This window comes from Desemzia sp. C1 (assembly GCF_020882875.1).
GTDB classification, from domain to species: Bacteria; Bacillota; Bacilli; order Lactobacillales; family Carnobacteriaceae; genus Desemzia; species Desemzia incerta.
Genome location: NZ_JAJIZP010000003.1, coordinates 2419493 through 2437251, shown reverse-complemented (window position 1 = coordinate 2437251; position 17759 = coordinate 2419493). Strand labels below are relative to the sequence as shown.

The following is a 17759-nucleotide window of genomic DNA, read 5'->3' as shown; positions in this document are numbered from 1 at the left end:
GAATTAAAGAAGAATAGAAGGGTTGATTAAAATGGCTAAACGAACAGTATATTGTGGCAAAGTCACTGAAGAACTAGTTGGAGAAGAAATTGTCTTAAAAGGTTGGGTACAAAAGCGCAGAGATTTAGGTGACTTGATATTTGTTGATTTGCGTGACCGTGAAGGAATCGTTCAAATCGTTTTTAACCCTCATTTTTCTAAAGAAGCTTTAGAGATTGCTGAATCTATTCGTAACGAATATGTCATCGAAGTAAAAGGAACTGTAGTGAAGCGTTCGGCTGGAATGGAAAACGATAAATTACAAACAGGGCGTGTAGAGATCGAAGCTCATGAAGTCACTGTTTTGAATGAAGCAAAAACTACTCCATTTTACATCGAAGACGGAGTGTCGGTTTCTGACGAAAAAAGAATGGAATACCGTTATCTTGACTTACGTCGTCCGGAAATGACGAAAAACTTGATTTTACGTCACCAATTGACTAAAACAGTTCGGAACTTTTTAGACAACCAAAACTTTATCGACATTGAAACACCGTATTTAACAAAATCAACTCCTGAAGGTGCAAGAGACTATTTAGTGCCTTCTAGAGTACATCCAGGACATTTTTATGCTCTTCCTCAATCACCGCAGTTGTTCAAACAATTGTTGATGGGAGCAGGATTTGACCGTTACTACCAAATCGTTCGTTGTTTTAGAGACGAAGATTTACGCGGAGACCGTCAACCAGAGTTTTCTCAAATCGATATCGAAACGAGTTTCCTGGAGCCTGAAGAGATCCAAACATTTACAGAAGAAATGCTGGCTAAAGTAGTTAAAGAAACTAAAGGAATCGATGTAACATTGCCGTTCCCTCGTATGTCTTATGACGATGCAATGAATCGTTACGGAAGCGACAAACCAGATATCCGTTTTGGGTTGGAATTGATCGCGCTAGACGATGTTGTAAAAGATTCTGGATTCAAAGTGTTTAGTGGAGCAGTAGCCAATGGCGGTATGGTAAAAGCGTTGAACGTTAAAGGAGCAGCAGATAACTATTCTCGTAAAGATATCGATGCTTTAGGTGAGTTCGTCGGTATTTACGGTGCTAAAGGTCTTGCTTGGTTGAAAGTCGACGAAGAAGGATTGAAAGGACCGATTGCTAAATTCTTCAAAGAAGACGCAGAAGCATTGATGGAACGCACTCAAGCTGAACCTGGCGACTTATTATTGTTCGTAGCAGATAAATCATCTGTTGTGTATGACGCTTTAGGAGCTTTACGTGTGAAATTAGGAAAAGAATTGAACTTGATCGATCAGAGTCAATTTGCTTTCTTGTGGATCGTTGACTGGCCTTTAGTAGAGTACGATGAAAACGAAGACCGTTACACAGCTGTTCACCATCCGTTTACTATGCCGGAAGCAGATACACTGCACTTCTTGGAAGAACAACCGGATAAAGTAAGAGCTATTGCTTACGACATCGTATTGAATGGTTACGAATTAGGTGGAGGATCTATCCGTATCCACAAACGCGACATCCAAGAAAAAATGTTTAAAACATTAGGCTTCACTCAAGAACAAGCAGAAGAACAATTTGGTTTCTTATTGGAAGCTTTAGAGTACGGATTCCCGCCACACGGAGGAATCGCTTTAGGATTAGACCGTTTTGCTATGCTGTTGGCTGGTGAAGAAAATATTCGTGAAGTGATCGCATTCCCCAAAAATGGTCGTGCGGTTGATCCGATGGCTAAAGCGCCAAGCATTGTAGAAGTAAAACAATTAGATGAACTGTCTATTCAAACCGCTCAAATCGAATCAGATGAAGAAGCAACGGAAGAATAATAACGAAGTTCTTTTTCGTAATCAGTCTCTTATAATAGAAATAAGTGTTTAGAAAAGGCAGGAGAATAAAATGGTTTTGATTGGATCACACGTTTCAATGAAAGGAAAAGAGATGTTGCTGGGAGCTGCCCAAGAAGCAGCCAGCTACAATGCCTCTACTTTCATGATTTATACTGGAGCACCTCAAAATACGCGTCGTAAAGCTTTAGACGAGATGAACATTCCAGCTGGAGAAGCCTTTTGCAAAGAAAATGGACTCTCTGATATTGTTGTTCATGCTCCGTATATTATCAATTTAGGCAATACCATAAAACCTGAAAACTTTGGGTTTGCTGTTGAGTTTTTACGAGCAGAGATCGTGAGAGCAGAAGCATTAGGAGCTACTCAAATTACGATGCACCCAGGAGCTCATGTCGGAGCAGGAGTAGAAGCTGCTATCCAACAAATTGTTAAAGGATTGAATGAAGTATTGCATCCTGGACAAACAGCTCAAATCGCTCTAGAAACAATGGCGGGTAAAGGAACTGAAATTGGACGCTCGTTTGATGAGATTGCTAAGATCATTGATGGAGTCACATTGAATGAAAAACTATCCGTTACTCTGGATACGTGTCACACGAATGATGCAGGGTATAACGTGAAAGAAGATTTCGATGGAGTATTGAATGAATTCGACCACATTATCGGATTGGATCGCTTGAAAGTTGTCCACGTCAATGACTCTAAAAATCCAATGGGCAGTCATAAAGACCGTCATGAAAATATCGGTTTTGGAACGATTGGATTTGAAGCATTGAATAAGATCGTTCATCATGAAGCATTGACTAAAGTGCCGAAAATTTTGGAAACACCTTTTGTTGGAGAAGACAAAAAGAACAAAAAAGCCCCTTATGGACATGAAATCAATATGTTCCGCAAAAAAGAATTCAATCCAAACGTATTGGATGACATCTTAAACGGAACAGCTTACTAAATCTTTAATAGATACTAAAAAACTCAGACGATTGCACCGGCTTTATCTAAAAGCACGGGCAGTCGTCTGAGTTTTAGTTATCTCTCATAGTTGTCCAAATAGGAATTAGTTATACTCTTCTAAATGATTGAGTTTCTTTTTGTCGAGTTTCAACGTGCTGACGATAATCGCAGCTGTTTCTTCAATAGATCTTTTCTCTACGTTGATAACAAGACAGCCTAATTTTTCGTACAGATCATTTGAAAATTCCAATTCTCTTTCAATACGTTCTTTATTCGAATATGGCGTTTCTGGATTCAATCCGTAAGAAATCATCCGTTCTTGACGAATAGAGTTGATCATATCTAGATTATTTGTCAAACCTACGATTTTTTTAGGATCCACTTGCCATAACTCTTCAGGGATATGTGATTCCGGAACGAGCGGCAGATTAGCTACTTTATAATTCAAGTTAGCTAGGAACATGCTTAAGGGAGTTTTAGATGTTCTAGAGATACCCAACAATATGATATCTGCTTCTAAAAATCCTTTAGGATCTCTTCCGTCGTCATACATTACAGCGAATTCAATAGCTCTGATACGGTCAAAATACGTTTCGTCCATTTCATGTAAAGCACCCGGTTTATTTGCAGGTTGTACACCGGATCTTTTTTGGATTTCGCGAATAATTGGACTTAATAAATCAACACAATAAATATCGTGTTTGGAGCAATAATCTTGTGCTACTTTTGTTAAGTCATCGGATACTAAGGTGTGCAGCACCATTGCATCTTCAGCAACTGCTTTTTCAAGAATCGAAAGCAGGGTATCTTCACCTCTGATAAAAGGGTATCCGTGTAATTTAATATTAGCGGAAGGGAATTGAGACATAGCTGCTTTTCCTAAAGAATTAGCTGTGCCGCCTACCGAATCTGAAACGATATAAATATTTACTGGATGGTTATTTTCCATATCCATCTCTCCTTTTTCTGTCTACTATAGTAGTAAGCCTTATTTTCTATACTCTTTTAGTATAACGGATAAACGATATAAAGCACAGAAAGAACTTGATTTCCTAATAAAGAGTGGTATAATTCAAATCGAAACGAGTACGTTTTAAAGGAGGCAAGTATCCTGTGAACGAAGTAGAAAATGCAATTGGAATTTTAAAAGATAATGGCTACAAATATACGGACAAAAGAGAACGTATATTAAGCTATTTTAATCAAGAAAATCGTTACATTACGGCTAAAGAAGTCCAACAGACGTTAAAAGTCAAATACCCTAATATCAGCTACGACACGATTTACCGCAATTTATATACATTTGTGGAATTAGATATTGTAGAAGAAACTGAACTGAACGGAGAAAAGCTGTTTCGCTTAAACTGTTCTCATTCTGGTCACCATCACCATTTTATTTGTACAGTATGCGGTAAAACCAAACGCATTGAGATGTGTCCGATGAACTTCTTTGAAGACCAGTTAAACGGTTGTCAGATAAACTCTCATCGATTTGAAATTTTTGGTCAATGCGAGCAGTGTTTGCAAGCTAGTTAACAATTGATTGGGAATAACGTCTGATTCAGAAAATAAAAGTGTGTTTTTTGTTGAATATAGCTAAAGTCATATGTCAATGATAAATGAAAATGTCCCGATTTTATTCAAATTTGAGTTAGGTTCACTGTCATTATTTCGTTGATCCTATTCCTGGCAAAACTACCGCGCTACGCTTGGTAAAGTTGATTCAGGAAATGGCTTCGAAAACCACGAAGCCATTTTCTGAATCAACTGAAATTAGCGTTCTAAATCTATTTTCTAGTTAAAAACTTGTATTCATGTTCTAGAATTGGTTTTAAGAGCTTCCTTTTGGTTTTTCTTCCGAAGATAGCGATCATAAGATGCTTTTTTCCAAGGATGGCTCATTGGAGGGATATGCACCTGCATCTTTTTACGTTCGATTGGCTTATCGAATTCTTTTGAAACTTTTTCGTGAAGCGGAATTTCTTTTAACATGAAAAGTGAATCCTGATGACTAGCATACAGTTGATTTTCTTTAGTATGAATAATCATTAACTTCGTTTTTGGGGCCAATAAGACGTGCTGATTTTGATTATATAAATGATATAACTTGTTCTGATATTTGAGTGCGTGTCCCTTCTGGACAACTCGGTGTGAAAAGCGAGCCAGTATATAATCTAAATGGATATCTTTTGGTAGCTTTTCAAAAACACTTTTGGTATCGTTTAGCTGTAAAGCAAATTTGGCGTTATATGTAGGAATATAATGTTTCAAAAATTGGTTTGCTTCTTCAATGGATTGGATATTTTTTAAGGCCATTTCATTTAGGAGACGATCTTGGAGGGTATTCCATAATCGTTCAATTCTTCCTTTTGCTTGAGGAATACTTGTTGTGGTTAACTCTATTCCCAAGTTATGGCAGGCATATCCATATTGTGTAAAAGTGTCCTTCTCTTCTGAAGGGCTCTTTTCTTGTTTATAGTGAAAGATGGTTCGATTATCCGTCAAAATATTATACGGAATACCGTAGGTAGTCAGACACTGATGTGTTACTTCGTAATAGGCATCTAATGTTTCTTCTTTATCAAAGTAAGCCCCAACCACGATTCCAGTGGCGTCATCTATAGCAGCGTGGAGATGCGCATATTTTCCGTTTTGAAACCAATCGTGTCTTGAAGCGTCCATTTGAAGCTGTTCACCTTTATATTTCTTTCGTGAGCGGCTAGGATGAGCTTTCACAGGATCTACGTATTCTAATTCATTTAAAACTTGGCTCTCTTTCTTTGTTAGTAGTTGGTCAGACCGTTCTTTCTCTTTTAATTCTTTGCGCTTCGTTCGTTGTGTTTTTTTAGAAGCACGAGGAGAAAGAATATGTTTTTGATATAATAAATTGCGAACGGTCGTATAAGAGACGGTTACTTGTTCTTCCTCCTGCAGTTTTTCTGTAAAATGGAACAAATTAAAACCATCATATTTCTTTCTGTAGAGTCGAATAATCTTTTGTTGGGTTTCTTTTGACAACGTTGTAGCGGGAGTTCGTCCCTTGTTCCCATGCTTAAAACCTTTTTTTCCTTGCGTTTTATAGCGATTAACCAATCGGTTAATCTGCCTACGGGATAAATCTAGTTCAATCTCTGCCCGCTCCTTTGAACACTGACCATTACATACTTTTTTTATGACTTCATATTTTTTGTTTTCAAACATAGTTAATTCTGCTCCCATTCTATCTCTCCAATCCAATAAGATTAGAGTAACGTAGTTATGGGACATTTTCATTTGTTATTTATTAAGACATTATCATTTGTTAATGACATTACCCAAGAATCGACTAAAGACTTTGTAGCAAACTTACAATAACAATTGTATAATTAAATAAACTAATTTTTCAGGGTCAAAAGTTGGATTGAAAAGCTTTGAGAATGCAGATGATCGTAATTATATAGGAGGCTATTTAAATGTCTAAATTTCCAAAAGATTTCTTATGGGGCGGAGCATTAGCAGCCCATCAGTTCGAGGGTGGCTGGGATCAAGATGGTAAAGGTCCGAGTGTTGCGGATGTGATGACGGCTGGGGCAGCTGGTAAACCACGTGAGATCACTAAAACTATTGAAGCGGGTAAATTTTATCCTAATCATGAAGCAATCGATTTTTACAATCGTTACAAAGAAGATGTGGCATTATTTGCTGAAATGGGTTTAAATAGTTTGCGTACATCTATCAACTGGACAAGGATTTTTCCGAAAGGCGACGAAGCTGAACCGAATGAAGCTGGGCTCCAATTCTACGATGATTTGTTTGATGAATTATTAAAGAATGGTATCGAGCCGGTAATTACGTTGACTCACTTTGAAATGCCGCTACACTTAGCACATACCTATGGCGGGTTTAGAAACCGTAAAGTTGTCGATTTTTTTGTTAAATTTGCCGAAGTGGTTTTCGACCGTTACAGAGATAAAGTGAAATACTGGATGACGTTCAATGAAATAAACAATATGATGGATTACACAAATCCTATTTTCTTATGGACGAATGTTGGTGTTCGAGTTGAAGAAGGCGAAAACGCTAAAGAAGTGATGCATACTGCAGCGCACCATGTTTTATTAGCAAGCGCGTTAGCTGTGAAAAAAGGACATGAAATCAACCCTGATTTTCAAATTGGAGCGATGGTATCACATGTACCGATCTATCCACTAACTGCTCATCCAGAAGATGTGATGTTAGCTGAGGAGTCCATGCATTTGCGTTATTTCTTCCCAGATGTGCAAGTTCGTGGTTATTATCCTAGCTATATCTTGAAAGAATTCGAACGCGAAGGTTTGGAGATTACTATCCTAGAAGGTGACGACGAAATATTATCTCAAGGAAAAGTGGATTACCTCGGATTCAGCTATTATATGTCTAACGCGGTCGATCATAATGATAAAAACGCTCATGATGACGCAGCGAATGTTCATGGAAAAATTCCGTATCAAGTAGACAACCCGTATCTAGAAGCTAGTGATTGGGGTTGGACAATTGATCCTGTAGGTTTGCGTTATACATTGAATCGATTCTGGGATCGTTATCAAATTCCTTTGTTTATTGTAGAAAATGGATTTGGTGCTGTAGATACTATTGAAGAAGATGGCAGTATACATGATGAGTCGCGTATTTCTTATTTACGCGAACATATTAAGCAAATGGGCATTGCTATCAATCATGATGGTGTTGAATTGATGGGATATACACCTTGGGGAATCATCGATATCGTGTCATTCACTACTGGAGAAATGAAAAAACGTTACGGGATGATTTATGTAGACCGCGATAATGAAGGAAATGGAACAATGGCGCGCATTAAAAAAGATTCTTTTGACTGGTATAAAAAAGTCATTGAATCGAATGGAGAAGACCTGTAAGACAGCTAAAAATCAGCTAGAGACCTCGAGTGAGGTTCCTAGCTGATTTTTTTTGATCTACTAGCTTTTTATGTCATTGATATTATTTGTTTTATTCCAAAATAAGGTAAGAAACCTTTAACGGAAACATCCTTACTGAATAGACCGCAGCAACGGAACACTCAAATTCAAATCCGAATGACCGTCACTTTTTAAAATGTTGTCCATATAGCGAAGCAAGAACCCTTTGGAATGTTTTTTGATTAAATGGTAGCCTTGTGATTCTTTCAACTGCTCAAGTTCTTCTGTGCTCAATTGGGAGGCTTCACCGCTAAAGAAGAGGCGGTTGCTTTCTCCTACAAATGCTCCAACTTCTTCGGCATAGCTGTCGTCATGCCGTTGTTCTTCGATCATTTGACGTAGACCCATATTGATGCCGTCTTCCACGAACAGATGGGTGGCATAATCTGTGTAGTTCGATAAATTATTATCTGTTTGATTCGTTTCAGATGCCCAAGCTTCCATATCTACCGCTTGTTTCTCATAAGAAACTTGGTTATTGTCGAAAGTTACTTTGCCAATGCTTGGTGTCATAACCGAAAAAGCAGCGGTAGTGACATCATATAAAGTGTTTTCCTCGTGAGCAATGTCTTGCACATGAGTATGTCCAGTGAACACAACTGGTATATCGTATTTTAGGAATAAGGCTTTTACCTCTTCGTTATTGTCCAGAGTAAATCCTTTGGTCATAAAGTCATTGTGTTCCAACAGATTATGATGCAATACCGGGAGGACTGTGGCGCCAGATTTTTTGGCGTCTTCAAAAACCGACTCTATCCAAGTCAACGTTTCTTTTTCCAAGCGCCCATTTGAAGGAGGTGCGCCTTTGCCTTCTGTTTGAGAATAGACATTGGTATCCAGCATCAATAAAATTAAATCCGTGTACGGCTGGACAGCGTAACTTAAAGAGTGTTCATCTAAGGTATAAGCATCTTGATATCCCATGTCGCTGAAGATAGATTGAAAATCTTCTGGGAGGATCTGATCCGTTTTTTCTTGGTCTTCTCCAACGAACTTTCTCGCCCAACCATTTGAAATATCATGGTTACCAGGGATTACGTATACTTGAGTGCCGAATTGTTCGATTTGTTGGAAGTAATCGGCTAATTCTACAGCACTTTGTTTTTCTCCGTTCAATGTCAAGTCTCCGCTGACGAGTAAAAGCTTTGGACGTTCTTTTTCAATTTGCCAGATAAGAGCTTCCATACGTTGTGCAGGGTAATCTAATTCTTTTCCAGCAGAAGTTTCTTTGATAAAGGTAAAACTTTCGCCCTCGTCAGATAAAGAGGGAGACAAATAGTGCAAATCAGTAATGACCCAAATAGAATCATCCTTTGTAAGAGATTCAGTAGGCACAAAAGGATCACGTTTTACCAAAGTTGGTCGTGCTTCTTTTGTGCTGTTGAATGCAGCAAAAAGTAATAAAAGACAGAAGATAAGTCCTATTCTTATCCCTATTTTCTTTGTCATAAAGAACTCCTTTTAAATGCGTAGTTTATGGGTTCAGTATAATACAAATAGAGGGGAGTCACTATAGAAATATTGTTTAGAAACAAGTTCTCTTTCAAACGGTAGTCCAAAAGCTACTTTTAGTGTAAAATAGAATGGAGTGTTTTAAGGGAGGCTGGAAGCATGGATTTGAATCAAGAAGCCCTATCTTTATGGAACAAAGGACAAGCTAATGAGGCTGTTGCGATGTTATTTAAAGCCATTGATGAAGAACCAGATAAAAAAGAGAGTTATTACAATTTGATCAATGTGTTGATCGCTGCTGAGAAGTTCGCAGATGCAAAAGCCGTATTAGACGCTGTTGAAGAAAAGTTTGGCGCAGAAGAAGCTTATCTATATGCTTATGGAAATTGGCATTACCAACAACAGAATTTTTCCAAAGCGTTAGAGAACTACCAGAAAGTTTTCCAACAAAAAGAAACGGTGTTGGCGAAAGAAGCCGCCGCTATGATTGGGCAATGTTACTTTGTTTTGGAACAGCCGAAAATGGCGATAGCTTATCTATTAGAAGCTGAAACGTATTTTCCTGAGGATAAGAGAGTGTTGCTGCTGATCGGCAATAGTTTGCTGCAGACAGAATCATTCAGTGATGCTGAACGGTATTTTGACAAAGTGGTTTCTATTGACGACACGAATGCTGAAGCATGGTTTAAACTCGCTTTGGCAAAAAGAGCGCTCGGACAAGATCCGGATGAAGTCAAAAAATGCCTGCAAAAAGCTAAAGAACTGGATCCTGAAACATTTTTGCACTATATAAAACAACTAAAAGAAATCGAGTCATTTGTCCATGAAACAGATATGACATAAATCAAGCACAAGGCAGAAAAGGGTGGAGTTAGTTTGGATATTCAAGAAGAATTATTTGATGCATCTGCAGAACCATATATCGTTGGAGGGATTAAAGCTGTATTTTATCAAAACCCCTCGAACTTTTATAAAGTTTTGTTAGTTCAAATTACCGAAACCAATTGCGACTATAAAGAACAAGAAATCGTTGTTACAGGAAGTTTTGGTCAGATTCAAGAAGAAGAAGTGTACCGTTTTTATGGCAAATTAGTAGATCATCCGAAATTTGGGATGCAATTTACTTCTACTCGTTACCATCAAGAAAAACCAACTTCGATTGAAGGGCTGATTCATTATTTGTCGGGAGATAAATTTCCGGGAATCGGAGAGAAAACAGCGGAAGCCATTGTAGACGCCTTGGGAGAAGAGGCTATTGATCGTATCAATGCCGATCCTGATGTGTTGGTACAGATTCCTCAATTGAATCAAAAGAAACGAGACACGATCGTAGAAGTAATCCAACAAAGCAACGGAATGGAAAAAATCATTATCGGATTGAATCAATATGGTTTCGGAAGTCAGCTGGCTTACAGCATTTATCAAACGTACCAAGAGAAAACGTTAGAGATCATTCAGGAAAATCCATATCAGTTGTTAGAAGATATTGAGCATGTCGGGTTCAAAAAAGCTGATGCCATAGCGGAACAAATAGGAATCAAAGCGGATTCTCCCATGCGTATCAAAGCAGCGATTTTATTTTCACTGAATGAGCTGTGTTTATCGAATGGAGATACGTATACGTATGCAGAACAATTATTGACCAAAACGATTGAAGTATTAGAGTCTAGCCGTTCCTTTTTAATTGAACCAGAAAGCGTCGCGGATGAAATAGTTCATTTGATCGATGAAAACAAGTTGATCGAAGATAACGGAAAGTTGTACATCAGATCATTGTATGCCGCAGAATGGGGCATCACGGCTTCGATTCATCATATGCTTGAAAATTCTTCTAAAATAAAATACAGTCAAGACATTGACAAAGAAATCAAAATAGTCGAAAAAACATTCGATATTCAGTATGGAAAGTCTCAAAAAGAAGCGATCAAAAAAGCTGTCCAATCGCCTATTTTCATATTGACAGGTGGACCAGGAACTGGGAAAACAACCGTGTTGAATGGTATTGTCACCTTATACGCTGAATTGAACGGTTTGTCTTTAGATGTTGAAGATTATACAGAAGAGAAACCTTTTCCGATTTTGCTGGCAGCTCCAACAGGAAGAGCGGCTAAAAAGATGAATGAATCGACCGGTCTTCCCAGCAGCACGATCCATCGTTTGTTGGGATTGAATGGAAGTGAAAACCAAGCTGGAGAACAAGCTGAAAAAGAGTTGTCCGGTGGATTACTGATCGTTGATGAAATGTCGATGGTCGATACTTGGCTGGCGAATCAATTATTGAGGGCTGTTCCAAGCGGCATGCAGGTTTTACTCGTAGGAGACAAAGACCAGCTGCCATCAGTTGGACCTGGACAAGTACTGCATGATTTACTGGCCAGTCAAAAAGTTCCGAGCATGGAACTTAATGAAATTTATCGACAAGGTGACGGATCTTCCATCATCACTTTAGCGCACAGCATAAAAAACGGTGAACTGCCAGCTGATTTTCTCAAGCCACAAAGAGATCGCTCGTTTTTCAATTGCTCGACGTTCCAAATTGAAGAAGTCATCCGTCAAGTGGTCACCAAAGCAAAAGCTAAAGGGTTTACTGCTCAAGACATCCAAGTATTAGCGCCGATGTACCGAGGTCCTGCAGGAATCGATGCCTTGAATAAAATGCTGCAAGACATTTTTAACCCGAATGATACGGGCCGCCGAAAAGAAGTCAGTTTCAACAACAAAGTGTATCGTATAGGAGATAAAGTGTTGCAGTTGGTCAACTATCCGGAAATGAATGTGTTCAATGGAGATATGGGTGAAATCGTCGGAATCACTTACGCAAAAGAAACAGAAGACAAAGTAGATGAGATCGTGATTCGCTTTGATGCGAATGAAGTAACGTATAAACGGAGCGAATGGAATAAAATTACGTTGGCTTACTGTTGTTCGATCCATAAGTCGCAAGGAAGCGAGTTTAAAATGGTCATCTTGCCGATGGTGAAAAACTATCACCGAATGTTGAGACGAGATCTAACGTATACTGCAATCACCAGAGCCAGCGAATTGTTGATTTTATGTGGTGAACCGCAAGCCTTTCACGAAAGTGTGATGAAGTCCTCTGCTGATCGTTTAACAACGCTGAAAGAGCGGATAATGGGTGAAGAAGAGAGTATAAAATCCCCAACGGATGAGAATGCAACAAAAATCACCGTTGTACCAGAATCAAAAGAACCTGTTTCATCTGTTACAGACCAACCTGTACAACTATCGATGGATCAAGAAAACGAATCCCCTCAAAATGGATTGCCAAAAGAATATAAATTGACTATATCAAAAGTGAATAATGAAGAAGTCGATCCAATGATCGGAATGGAAGGCGTAACACCTTATCAATAAAAAAGACTTGTCCCATAAAAAAATGGGCAAGTCTTTTTGTCATGATTCAAACCAAAACAGTCTTTTGGTTGTCGTTAAGGTCATGTCAAATGGTTCAAATCCAATTTCTTCTCCGTCTTTTTGTCCTTCAACAGGAGAAAGCGCAGATAAACGCAATTCTTTACTATTGTAGTAGTGTACGTCTTCATCTTCCAGATGTTTGCCAGTGGTAAAAACAAGAAGAAATAATTTAAGAAAAGTCATGCCTGAAACGCGTTCTAAAACGATTAAGTCCAATTCGCCGCTGAAAGCACTAGCTTTCGGAGAAATCTTAATGCCGCTTCCAAAATAAGGGTGATTGTTTACATTTACTAGAAAAGCTCGCTGAAATGACTCCGTTTTTCCGTTGGCTGACACTTTTAAAGGAAATGGTTTTTGGCGGATGAAATGAGAGAGCACTGCAGAAAGATAGACTAGAGAATGGAAACCGAGTTTGTTTAAAACTACTTTTGAAGTAGATTGATTCACTTGTTTAATGATGGAAGCATCTAGCCCAAGCCCAACATTATTCACAGCGTACTTTTTTTCACCGGTCTGGTTGTTTGTATATACAATGACATCGATCTGCTTGGGTTTAGAGGCGTTTAAAATTTGCTCAAGAGCTTTTTTGGGGTTTCGAGAAAACGAAATTCCTCGAGAAAAGTCATTCCCGGAACCCGATGGGATGAAGGCTAATGGAATGGAAGCATATTGATCGCCTAATGCATTTACTGCTTCGCTGATAGTCCCGTCGCCCCCGATAACCACGATCAGCTCATCTCGATGTTCAGCCTCAGTTAATGTCGGAGCAAGGGTCAAAATGATATTGGCGATGTGGCCTTGGTATTGGCTTTCGTACAGATGTGCTTTTTTACCTTGTTTTTCTAAATGTCTTTTTGCTTTATGGGCAATTTTTATTCCTTTGCCTGATCCTGAATTCGGATTGACAAGGAGGTGATACTCATTAATAGTTGTCATAAATTCCCTCTGTTTATCAAAAAATGTTTTATAAAATGTTATAGATACTGCCTATTATAACGGAAATAAGGGTAAAAAGAAATTGCACTTAAGAGCAGAATACATCGTAAAATGACTGATTCATGATATGGTTAAGGTGTATTTATTCGATGAAAGTATTTATTTGAAAGGGTGAAGTAGATATGTCTAAAAAACCAATCGGTGGGTTGATCGTCTTGTTCGGTGCCACTGGAGACTTAAGCAGCCGCATGTTATTGCCTGCATTACATCAGCTGTATCAACGAGGAATGCTGTCTGAAAATTTTGCTATAGTGGGTGCCTCTCGTAAAGAGATGACGGACGAAGAGTTTCAAGAATTTGCACGCACGTCTGTTGAGAATGGAACGAATTTTGAAAAGTTTGAGGAAGAATTTTTCAATCATTGTCGTTACCAAACGACCGACAATATGAAATTGGAAGACTTAGAAAAATTACGTGAGAAAATGGAACTGACTGCAAAAGAATTCGAGACTCCTGAAGAATACGTTTATTATTATTCTATTGCTCCTGAACTCTACGACGAAACGACAACCAACCTCCAAAAAGCACACATTACCGAGCTGAGCGGAAACCATCGAGTCATAGTTGAAAAACCATTTGGAGATAGTTTAGAAACTGCTGAAGAGTACCACAAGCTGCTTTTAAAAGAATTTGATCAAGAAGATATTTACTTTATGGATCATTTTCCAGGGATGGACTTTATCCAAAACGTTTTAGCTTCACGTTTTTTCAATCCTTTAATAGAAGGAATCTGGAACAATCAGTTTATCGAAAACGTCCAAATTTCTCTCCCGGAGAATTTATCTATTGGTACACGAGGAAGTTTTTATGAAGAGAATGGAGCTTTATATGACATGTTCCAAAATCATTTGCTCCAAATTTTGTCTATTGTAGCTATGGAATTGCCGAGCGAATTGACCGCGAATGCAATTCATGAGAAAAAATTGAATGTGCTGAAAAACGTGCCAACGTTTACCAAAGAACAAGTGGAACAAAAAGTGGTTCGTGGTCAGTATAAAGCAGACAGTGAGGGCAAATACAATAGTTATCGCGGGGAAGACCATGTAGACAGCGATAGTGATACAGATACTTATATTGCTGCAGAATTGACGGTTGATGCACCACGCTGGCAAGGTGTTCCATTTTACGTGAGAACGGGGAAAGCTTTGATAGAGGATTACATCGCCATCGATGTGATGTTGAAATCTACTGATGCAGTGACTTCAGATGTAGCCTCTCGTATGTCTTTTATGGCGAAACCTGCTTACGGGATATCTTTAGTTCTTAACCAAAAAATGCCAAATAATGATTATGAACCTATCACTACTTTTATTGGGCCCGATAAAGAGACTTTTGGGGAACAATATATAGCGGATCCGTATGAGAATATGATTCACGATGCTTTGGCAGGTGATCGCACTTACTTTACAACGTATGCTGAAATAAAAGAACAGTGGCGCATCACAGATAGTATTGCTGCAGCATGGGAAGAAATGGATAGACCTGATTTTCCAAATTATAGAGCCAATACATTTGGTCCTATTGAAGCAGAAGATCTATTAACTAAGAATCATCATGAATGGGTCAAACGTATCTGATGAAGAACAAGCCATACAACAATAGTAAAAAGAACAGATATGGAGGACAATAAATCTATGAATTGGAAAAATTTTATTTTGTGCGCATTAGCATCCATTTTAGGAATCACATTTATTAGTTTTGGTGCTGCTTTGAGTGAATCGATGGATATGGGACTTGATCCCTTTACGGCAATGAACAGAGGAGCATCGGCTTTATTAGGGTTTAGTTTAGGGAATTACCAACTAGTCGTGAACTTGATTATTTTAACGATCGTCTTTTTTATGAAACGTTCATTGATTGGATGGGGAACAGTTTTCAATATGGTATTAGTAGGGTACCAAGTTGACTTTTTTAAATCGCTATTTGATAATTTCTTTGTGGTGGAAGAAATGAGTTTTATCATCCGAATCCTCATCACTATTGCAGCTATATTAGTTTTCACTTTTGGTGTAGCTGTTTATATGGATGCAGAGTTAGGGGTTTCGCCTTATGATGCCATAGCACCGCTTGTTGTTGACAGAACGGGATGGAAATATACGCCTGTTCGGATAGCACAAGATCTTATCATCGTAGTCATCGCTTTACTCGTTGGAGGACCTGTTGGGATTTCGACATTTATCACAGGATTTTTTGCTGGTCCACTGATTTCATTCTTCTCGAAAAAAATCACGAAACCAACCATGGAAAAATTCCAAACATCCGCTCAATAAGTTAATCGATCAGAATAGATCTCAGCAAATTTCGATATTGCTGAGATCTATTTTATTTGTAAGAATAAATCACGTTGTTGGCGAGCCCATGGGGCTCTAGGGCTGTAAATGTGGTTAAAATAAAAATCGTCAATAAGAAAGACTGCTGTATCAGCATTTTCTTATTGGCGATTTATCATTTTTGATATTTTGCGACTAACTAAAAAAGATAAGAGAAAAAGTGCCTCAAACTACTGAAACAGTAGTAAAATATGGTTATCAGACTCATATAAGGAGGTCACTTTTTCCATGAATAGAATAACACAATTATCATTATTTGAAAACCATGAATTAGGCGATTTAGAAAAGTTGAATGATGTATTAACTGCATTACCGGATGAAAACCTGTTAACTGCATTAGAAGAAGAACGCGGAAAGGGCAGAAATGATTATCCAGTTCATACCATGTGGCGTGCTTTCGTAGCTAGCTTTGTCTTTCAACATCGCTCTGTCGCTTCTTTGATTCGAGAGTTGAAGCGGAATAGCCAACTCAGAGAACTATGCGGATTTCAACCTCATTTTTCGCGCTCACAAAAAGGAAAGTATAGGGTTCAACTAGCTCCCACAGAAGCTGCTTTTTCTCGATTTTTAAAAAAGTTACTGCTCCATCAACACCTATTAGATGAGATGTTTACTGAATTGGTCACTAATTTATATGAAACACTGGATGGATTTGGGCAAACTTTAGCTTTAGATGGAAAAATTATCCCTTCTTATGCTACAAAACCAAATAAAAAAGTAGAATATGATGGCAGAAGAGATACTGAAGCAGATTTCACACTAAAACAATATACCACTACGACAGCCAATGGCGAGAAGATAACAAAGAAGAAAACATGGTTTGGTTATCGACTTCATTTAATCGTTGATGCAAATTATGAATTGCCTGTAGCCTACGAAGTGACTAAAGCATCTGAAGGCGAACCGACGGTCGCAAAAAGACTGATCAAACATTTTTCTACCTCACAAGCGAAACAGTGTGACTATCTTCTAGCTGACAGAGGATATGATGGAGCTCCATTATTAAGTCTCATTGAATCTAAAGAAATAATCCCTATTATTGATATTAAAAACCAGTGGGATAAAGATACGCTAACCAAACAATATCGAGATACAGATTTGATTTATACGTATAACGGAGCGGTTTCCTATGTCGATGGAAAAGGAAATGAGATAAAGCTAGCGTATAAGGGATATGATAAGAAAACAGATTCTTTACGTTATGGATTTAAACCTCAATATCAGGATAACCGGCTTTTCAGAATAAAATGTGAAGAAGACAGACGTATATTTAACAAAGTCGCTAGGGATAGTTTTAAGTTCAAACGAATCTACAAAAAGCGAACCTCTATTGAGCGAGTAAATGGACGAATCGATCGAGATTACCTATTTGAGAATCATACGATACGAGGAAAAAAGAAACTGAATCTTTTTGTGACAATGACTTTTCTCATTATGTTAGCCTTTGCGAAAGATAAGATCAGTAAAAACCATCTAGCTCATCTAACTGCTTGGGTAGCTTAATTTTTTAAAAAATTAGAAGGGATAGCTTATTTGGCGTGCGCAAAAATAAAAGCAGAGTTAAAAAACAGACGCTTTTTTTACACAAACCATGGAATGAACTGACTACTTTTCGCTATTTTACAAATAATGAAGCCTATGGCTTATTTCTATGCTAGTTATTTTCACAAAAAATGGTACAACGTAATTTATTCTGTAAGAGGATATATTGACTTTTGTCGATAAATTATCTATACTTTTAACGTTAGCAAAAGGACATGTGGATTTTTAACTTGACTTACAGAAAGGTCTTTC

At 38.1% G+C, this 17759-nt stretch carries 13 protein-coding genes; 9 read left to right on the top strand and 4 right to left on the bottom strand.

The window, feature by feature from the left end; all coding sequences use genetic code 11:
* Positions 1-31 precede the first annotated feature (31 nt).
* Together aspS and LMF32_RS12195 are read left to right on the top strand one after the other, a co-directional pair.
* Positions 32-1822 carry an aspartate--tRNA ligase gene (gene aspS / locus LMF32_RS12200; protein ID WP_188205244.1) on the top strand — a complete coding sequence of 597 codons (1791 nt, stop codon included), beginning with the start codon at positions 32-34 and terminating at the stop codon, positions 1820-1822.
* 70 nt (positions 1823-1892) lie between these two features.
* A complete protein-coding gene (locus tag LMF32_RS12195) occupies positions 1893-2795 on the top strand; it encodes a deoxyribonuclease IV (protein WP_188205245.1) in 903 nt (300 codons plus the stop codon).
* Between the two features lie 105 nt (positions 2796-2900).
* Here LMF32_RS12195 and LMF32_RS12190 read toward each other — a convergent pair whose 3' ends face one another.
* On the bottom strand, positions 2901-3746 hold the full coding sequence (locus tag LMF32_RS12190; RefSeq protein ID WP_188205246.1) for a pyruvate, water dikinase regulatory protein: 846 nt from the start codon (positions 3744-3746) through the stop codon (positions 2901-2903).
* A 164-nt stretch (positions 3747-3910) separates the two neighbouring features.
* Here LMF32_RS12190 and LMF32_RS12185 point away from each other — a divergent pair, with 164 nt between their 5' ends.
* Positions 3911-4333, top strand: a complete 423-nt coding sequence (locus LMF32_RS12185) for a Fur family transcriptional regulator (RefSeq protein WP_092479967.1) — start codon at positions 3911-3913, stop codon at positions 4331-4333.
* 276 nt (positions 4334-4609) lie between these two features.
* On the opposite strand, the gene LMF32_RS12180 is transcribed toward LMF32_RS12185, so the two are convergent.
* Complete coding sequence (locus tag LMF32_RS12180; RefSeq protein ID WP_230523607.1) at positions 4610-6016, bottom strand: ISNCY family transposase; 1407 nt, start codon at positions 6014-6016, stop codon at positions 4610-4612.
* Positions 6017-6249: 233 nt separating this feature from the next.
* Between LMF32_RS12180 and LMF32_RS12175 the strand changes: the two genes are divergently transcribed.
* Complete coding sequence (locus LMF32_RS12175; protein ID WP_230524910.1) at positions 6250-7692, top strand: 6-phospho-beta-glucosidase; 1443 nt, start codon at positions 6250-6252, stop codon at positions 7690-7692.
* 132 nt (positions 7693-7824) lie between these two features.
* Here LMF32_RS12175 and LMF32_RS12170 read toward each other — a convergent pair whose 3' ends face one another.
* On the bottom strand, positions 7825-9201 hold the full coding sequence (locus LMF32_RS12170; protein WP_230524909.1) for a metallophosphoesterase: 1377 nt from the start codon (positions 9199-9201) through the stop codon (positions 7825-7827).
* 162 nt (positions 9202-9363) lie between these two features.
* Between LMF32_RS12170 and LMF32_RS12165 the strand changes: the two genes are divergently transcribed.
* Both LMF32_RS12165 and LMF32_RS12160 read left to right on the top strand, forming a co-directional pair.
* The gene (locus LMF32_RS12165; protein WP_230524908.1) at positions 9364-10047 is read left to right on the top strand and encodes a tetratricopeptide repeat protein; all 684 of its coding nucleotides are present in this window, start codon (positions 9364-9366) and stop codon (positions 10045-10047) included.
* Positions 10048-10086: 39 nt separating this feature from the next.
* Positions 10087-12579 carry an ATP-dependent RecD-like DNA helicase gene (locus LMF32_RS12160; protein ID WP_230525122.1) on the top strand — a complete coding sequence of 831 codons (2493 nt, stop codon included), beginning with the start codon at positions 10087-10089 and terminating at the stop codon, positions 12577-12579.
* A gap of 39 nt (positions 12580-12618) precedes the next feature.
* On the opposite strand, the gene LMF32_RS12155 is transcribed toward LMF32_RS12160, so the two are convergent.
* Entirely contained in the window at positions 12619-13575 is a 957-nt protein-coding gene (locus LMF32_RS12155; RefSeq protein WP_230524907.1) for a diacylglycerol kinase family protein, read from the bottom strand.
* Between the two features lie 182 nt (positions 13576-13757).
* Between LMF32_RS12155 and zwf the strand changes: the two genes are divergently transcribed.
* From zwf to LMF32_RS12140, 3 genes are all read left to right on the top strand, one after another.
* Positions 13758-15212, top strand: a complete 1455-nt coding sequence (gene zwf / locus LMF32_RS12150) for a glucose-6-phosphate dehydrogenase (protein WP_230524906.1) — start codon at positions 13758-13760, stop codon at positions 15210-15212.
* A gap of 57 nt (positions 15213-15269) precedes the next feature.
* On the top strand, positions 15270-15905 hold the full coding sequence (locus LMF32_RS12145; protein ID WP_230524905.1) for a hypothetical protein: 636 nt from the start codon (positions 15270-15272) through the stop codon (positions 15903-15905).
* Between the two features lie 288 nt (positions 15906-16193).
* Entirely contained in the window at positions 16194-17468 is a 1275-nt protein-coding gene (locus LMF32_RS12140) for a transposase (RefSeq protein ID WP_230523769.1), read from the top strand.
* Positions 17469-17759: the final 291 nt, after the last annotated feature.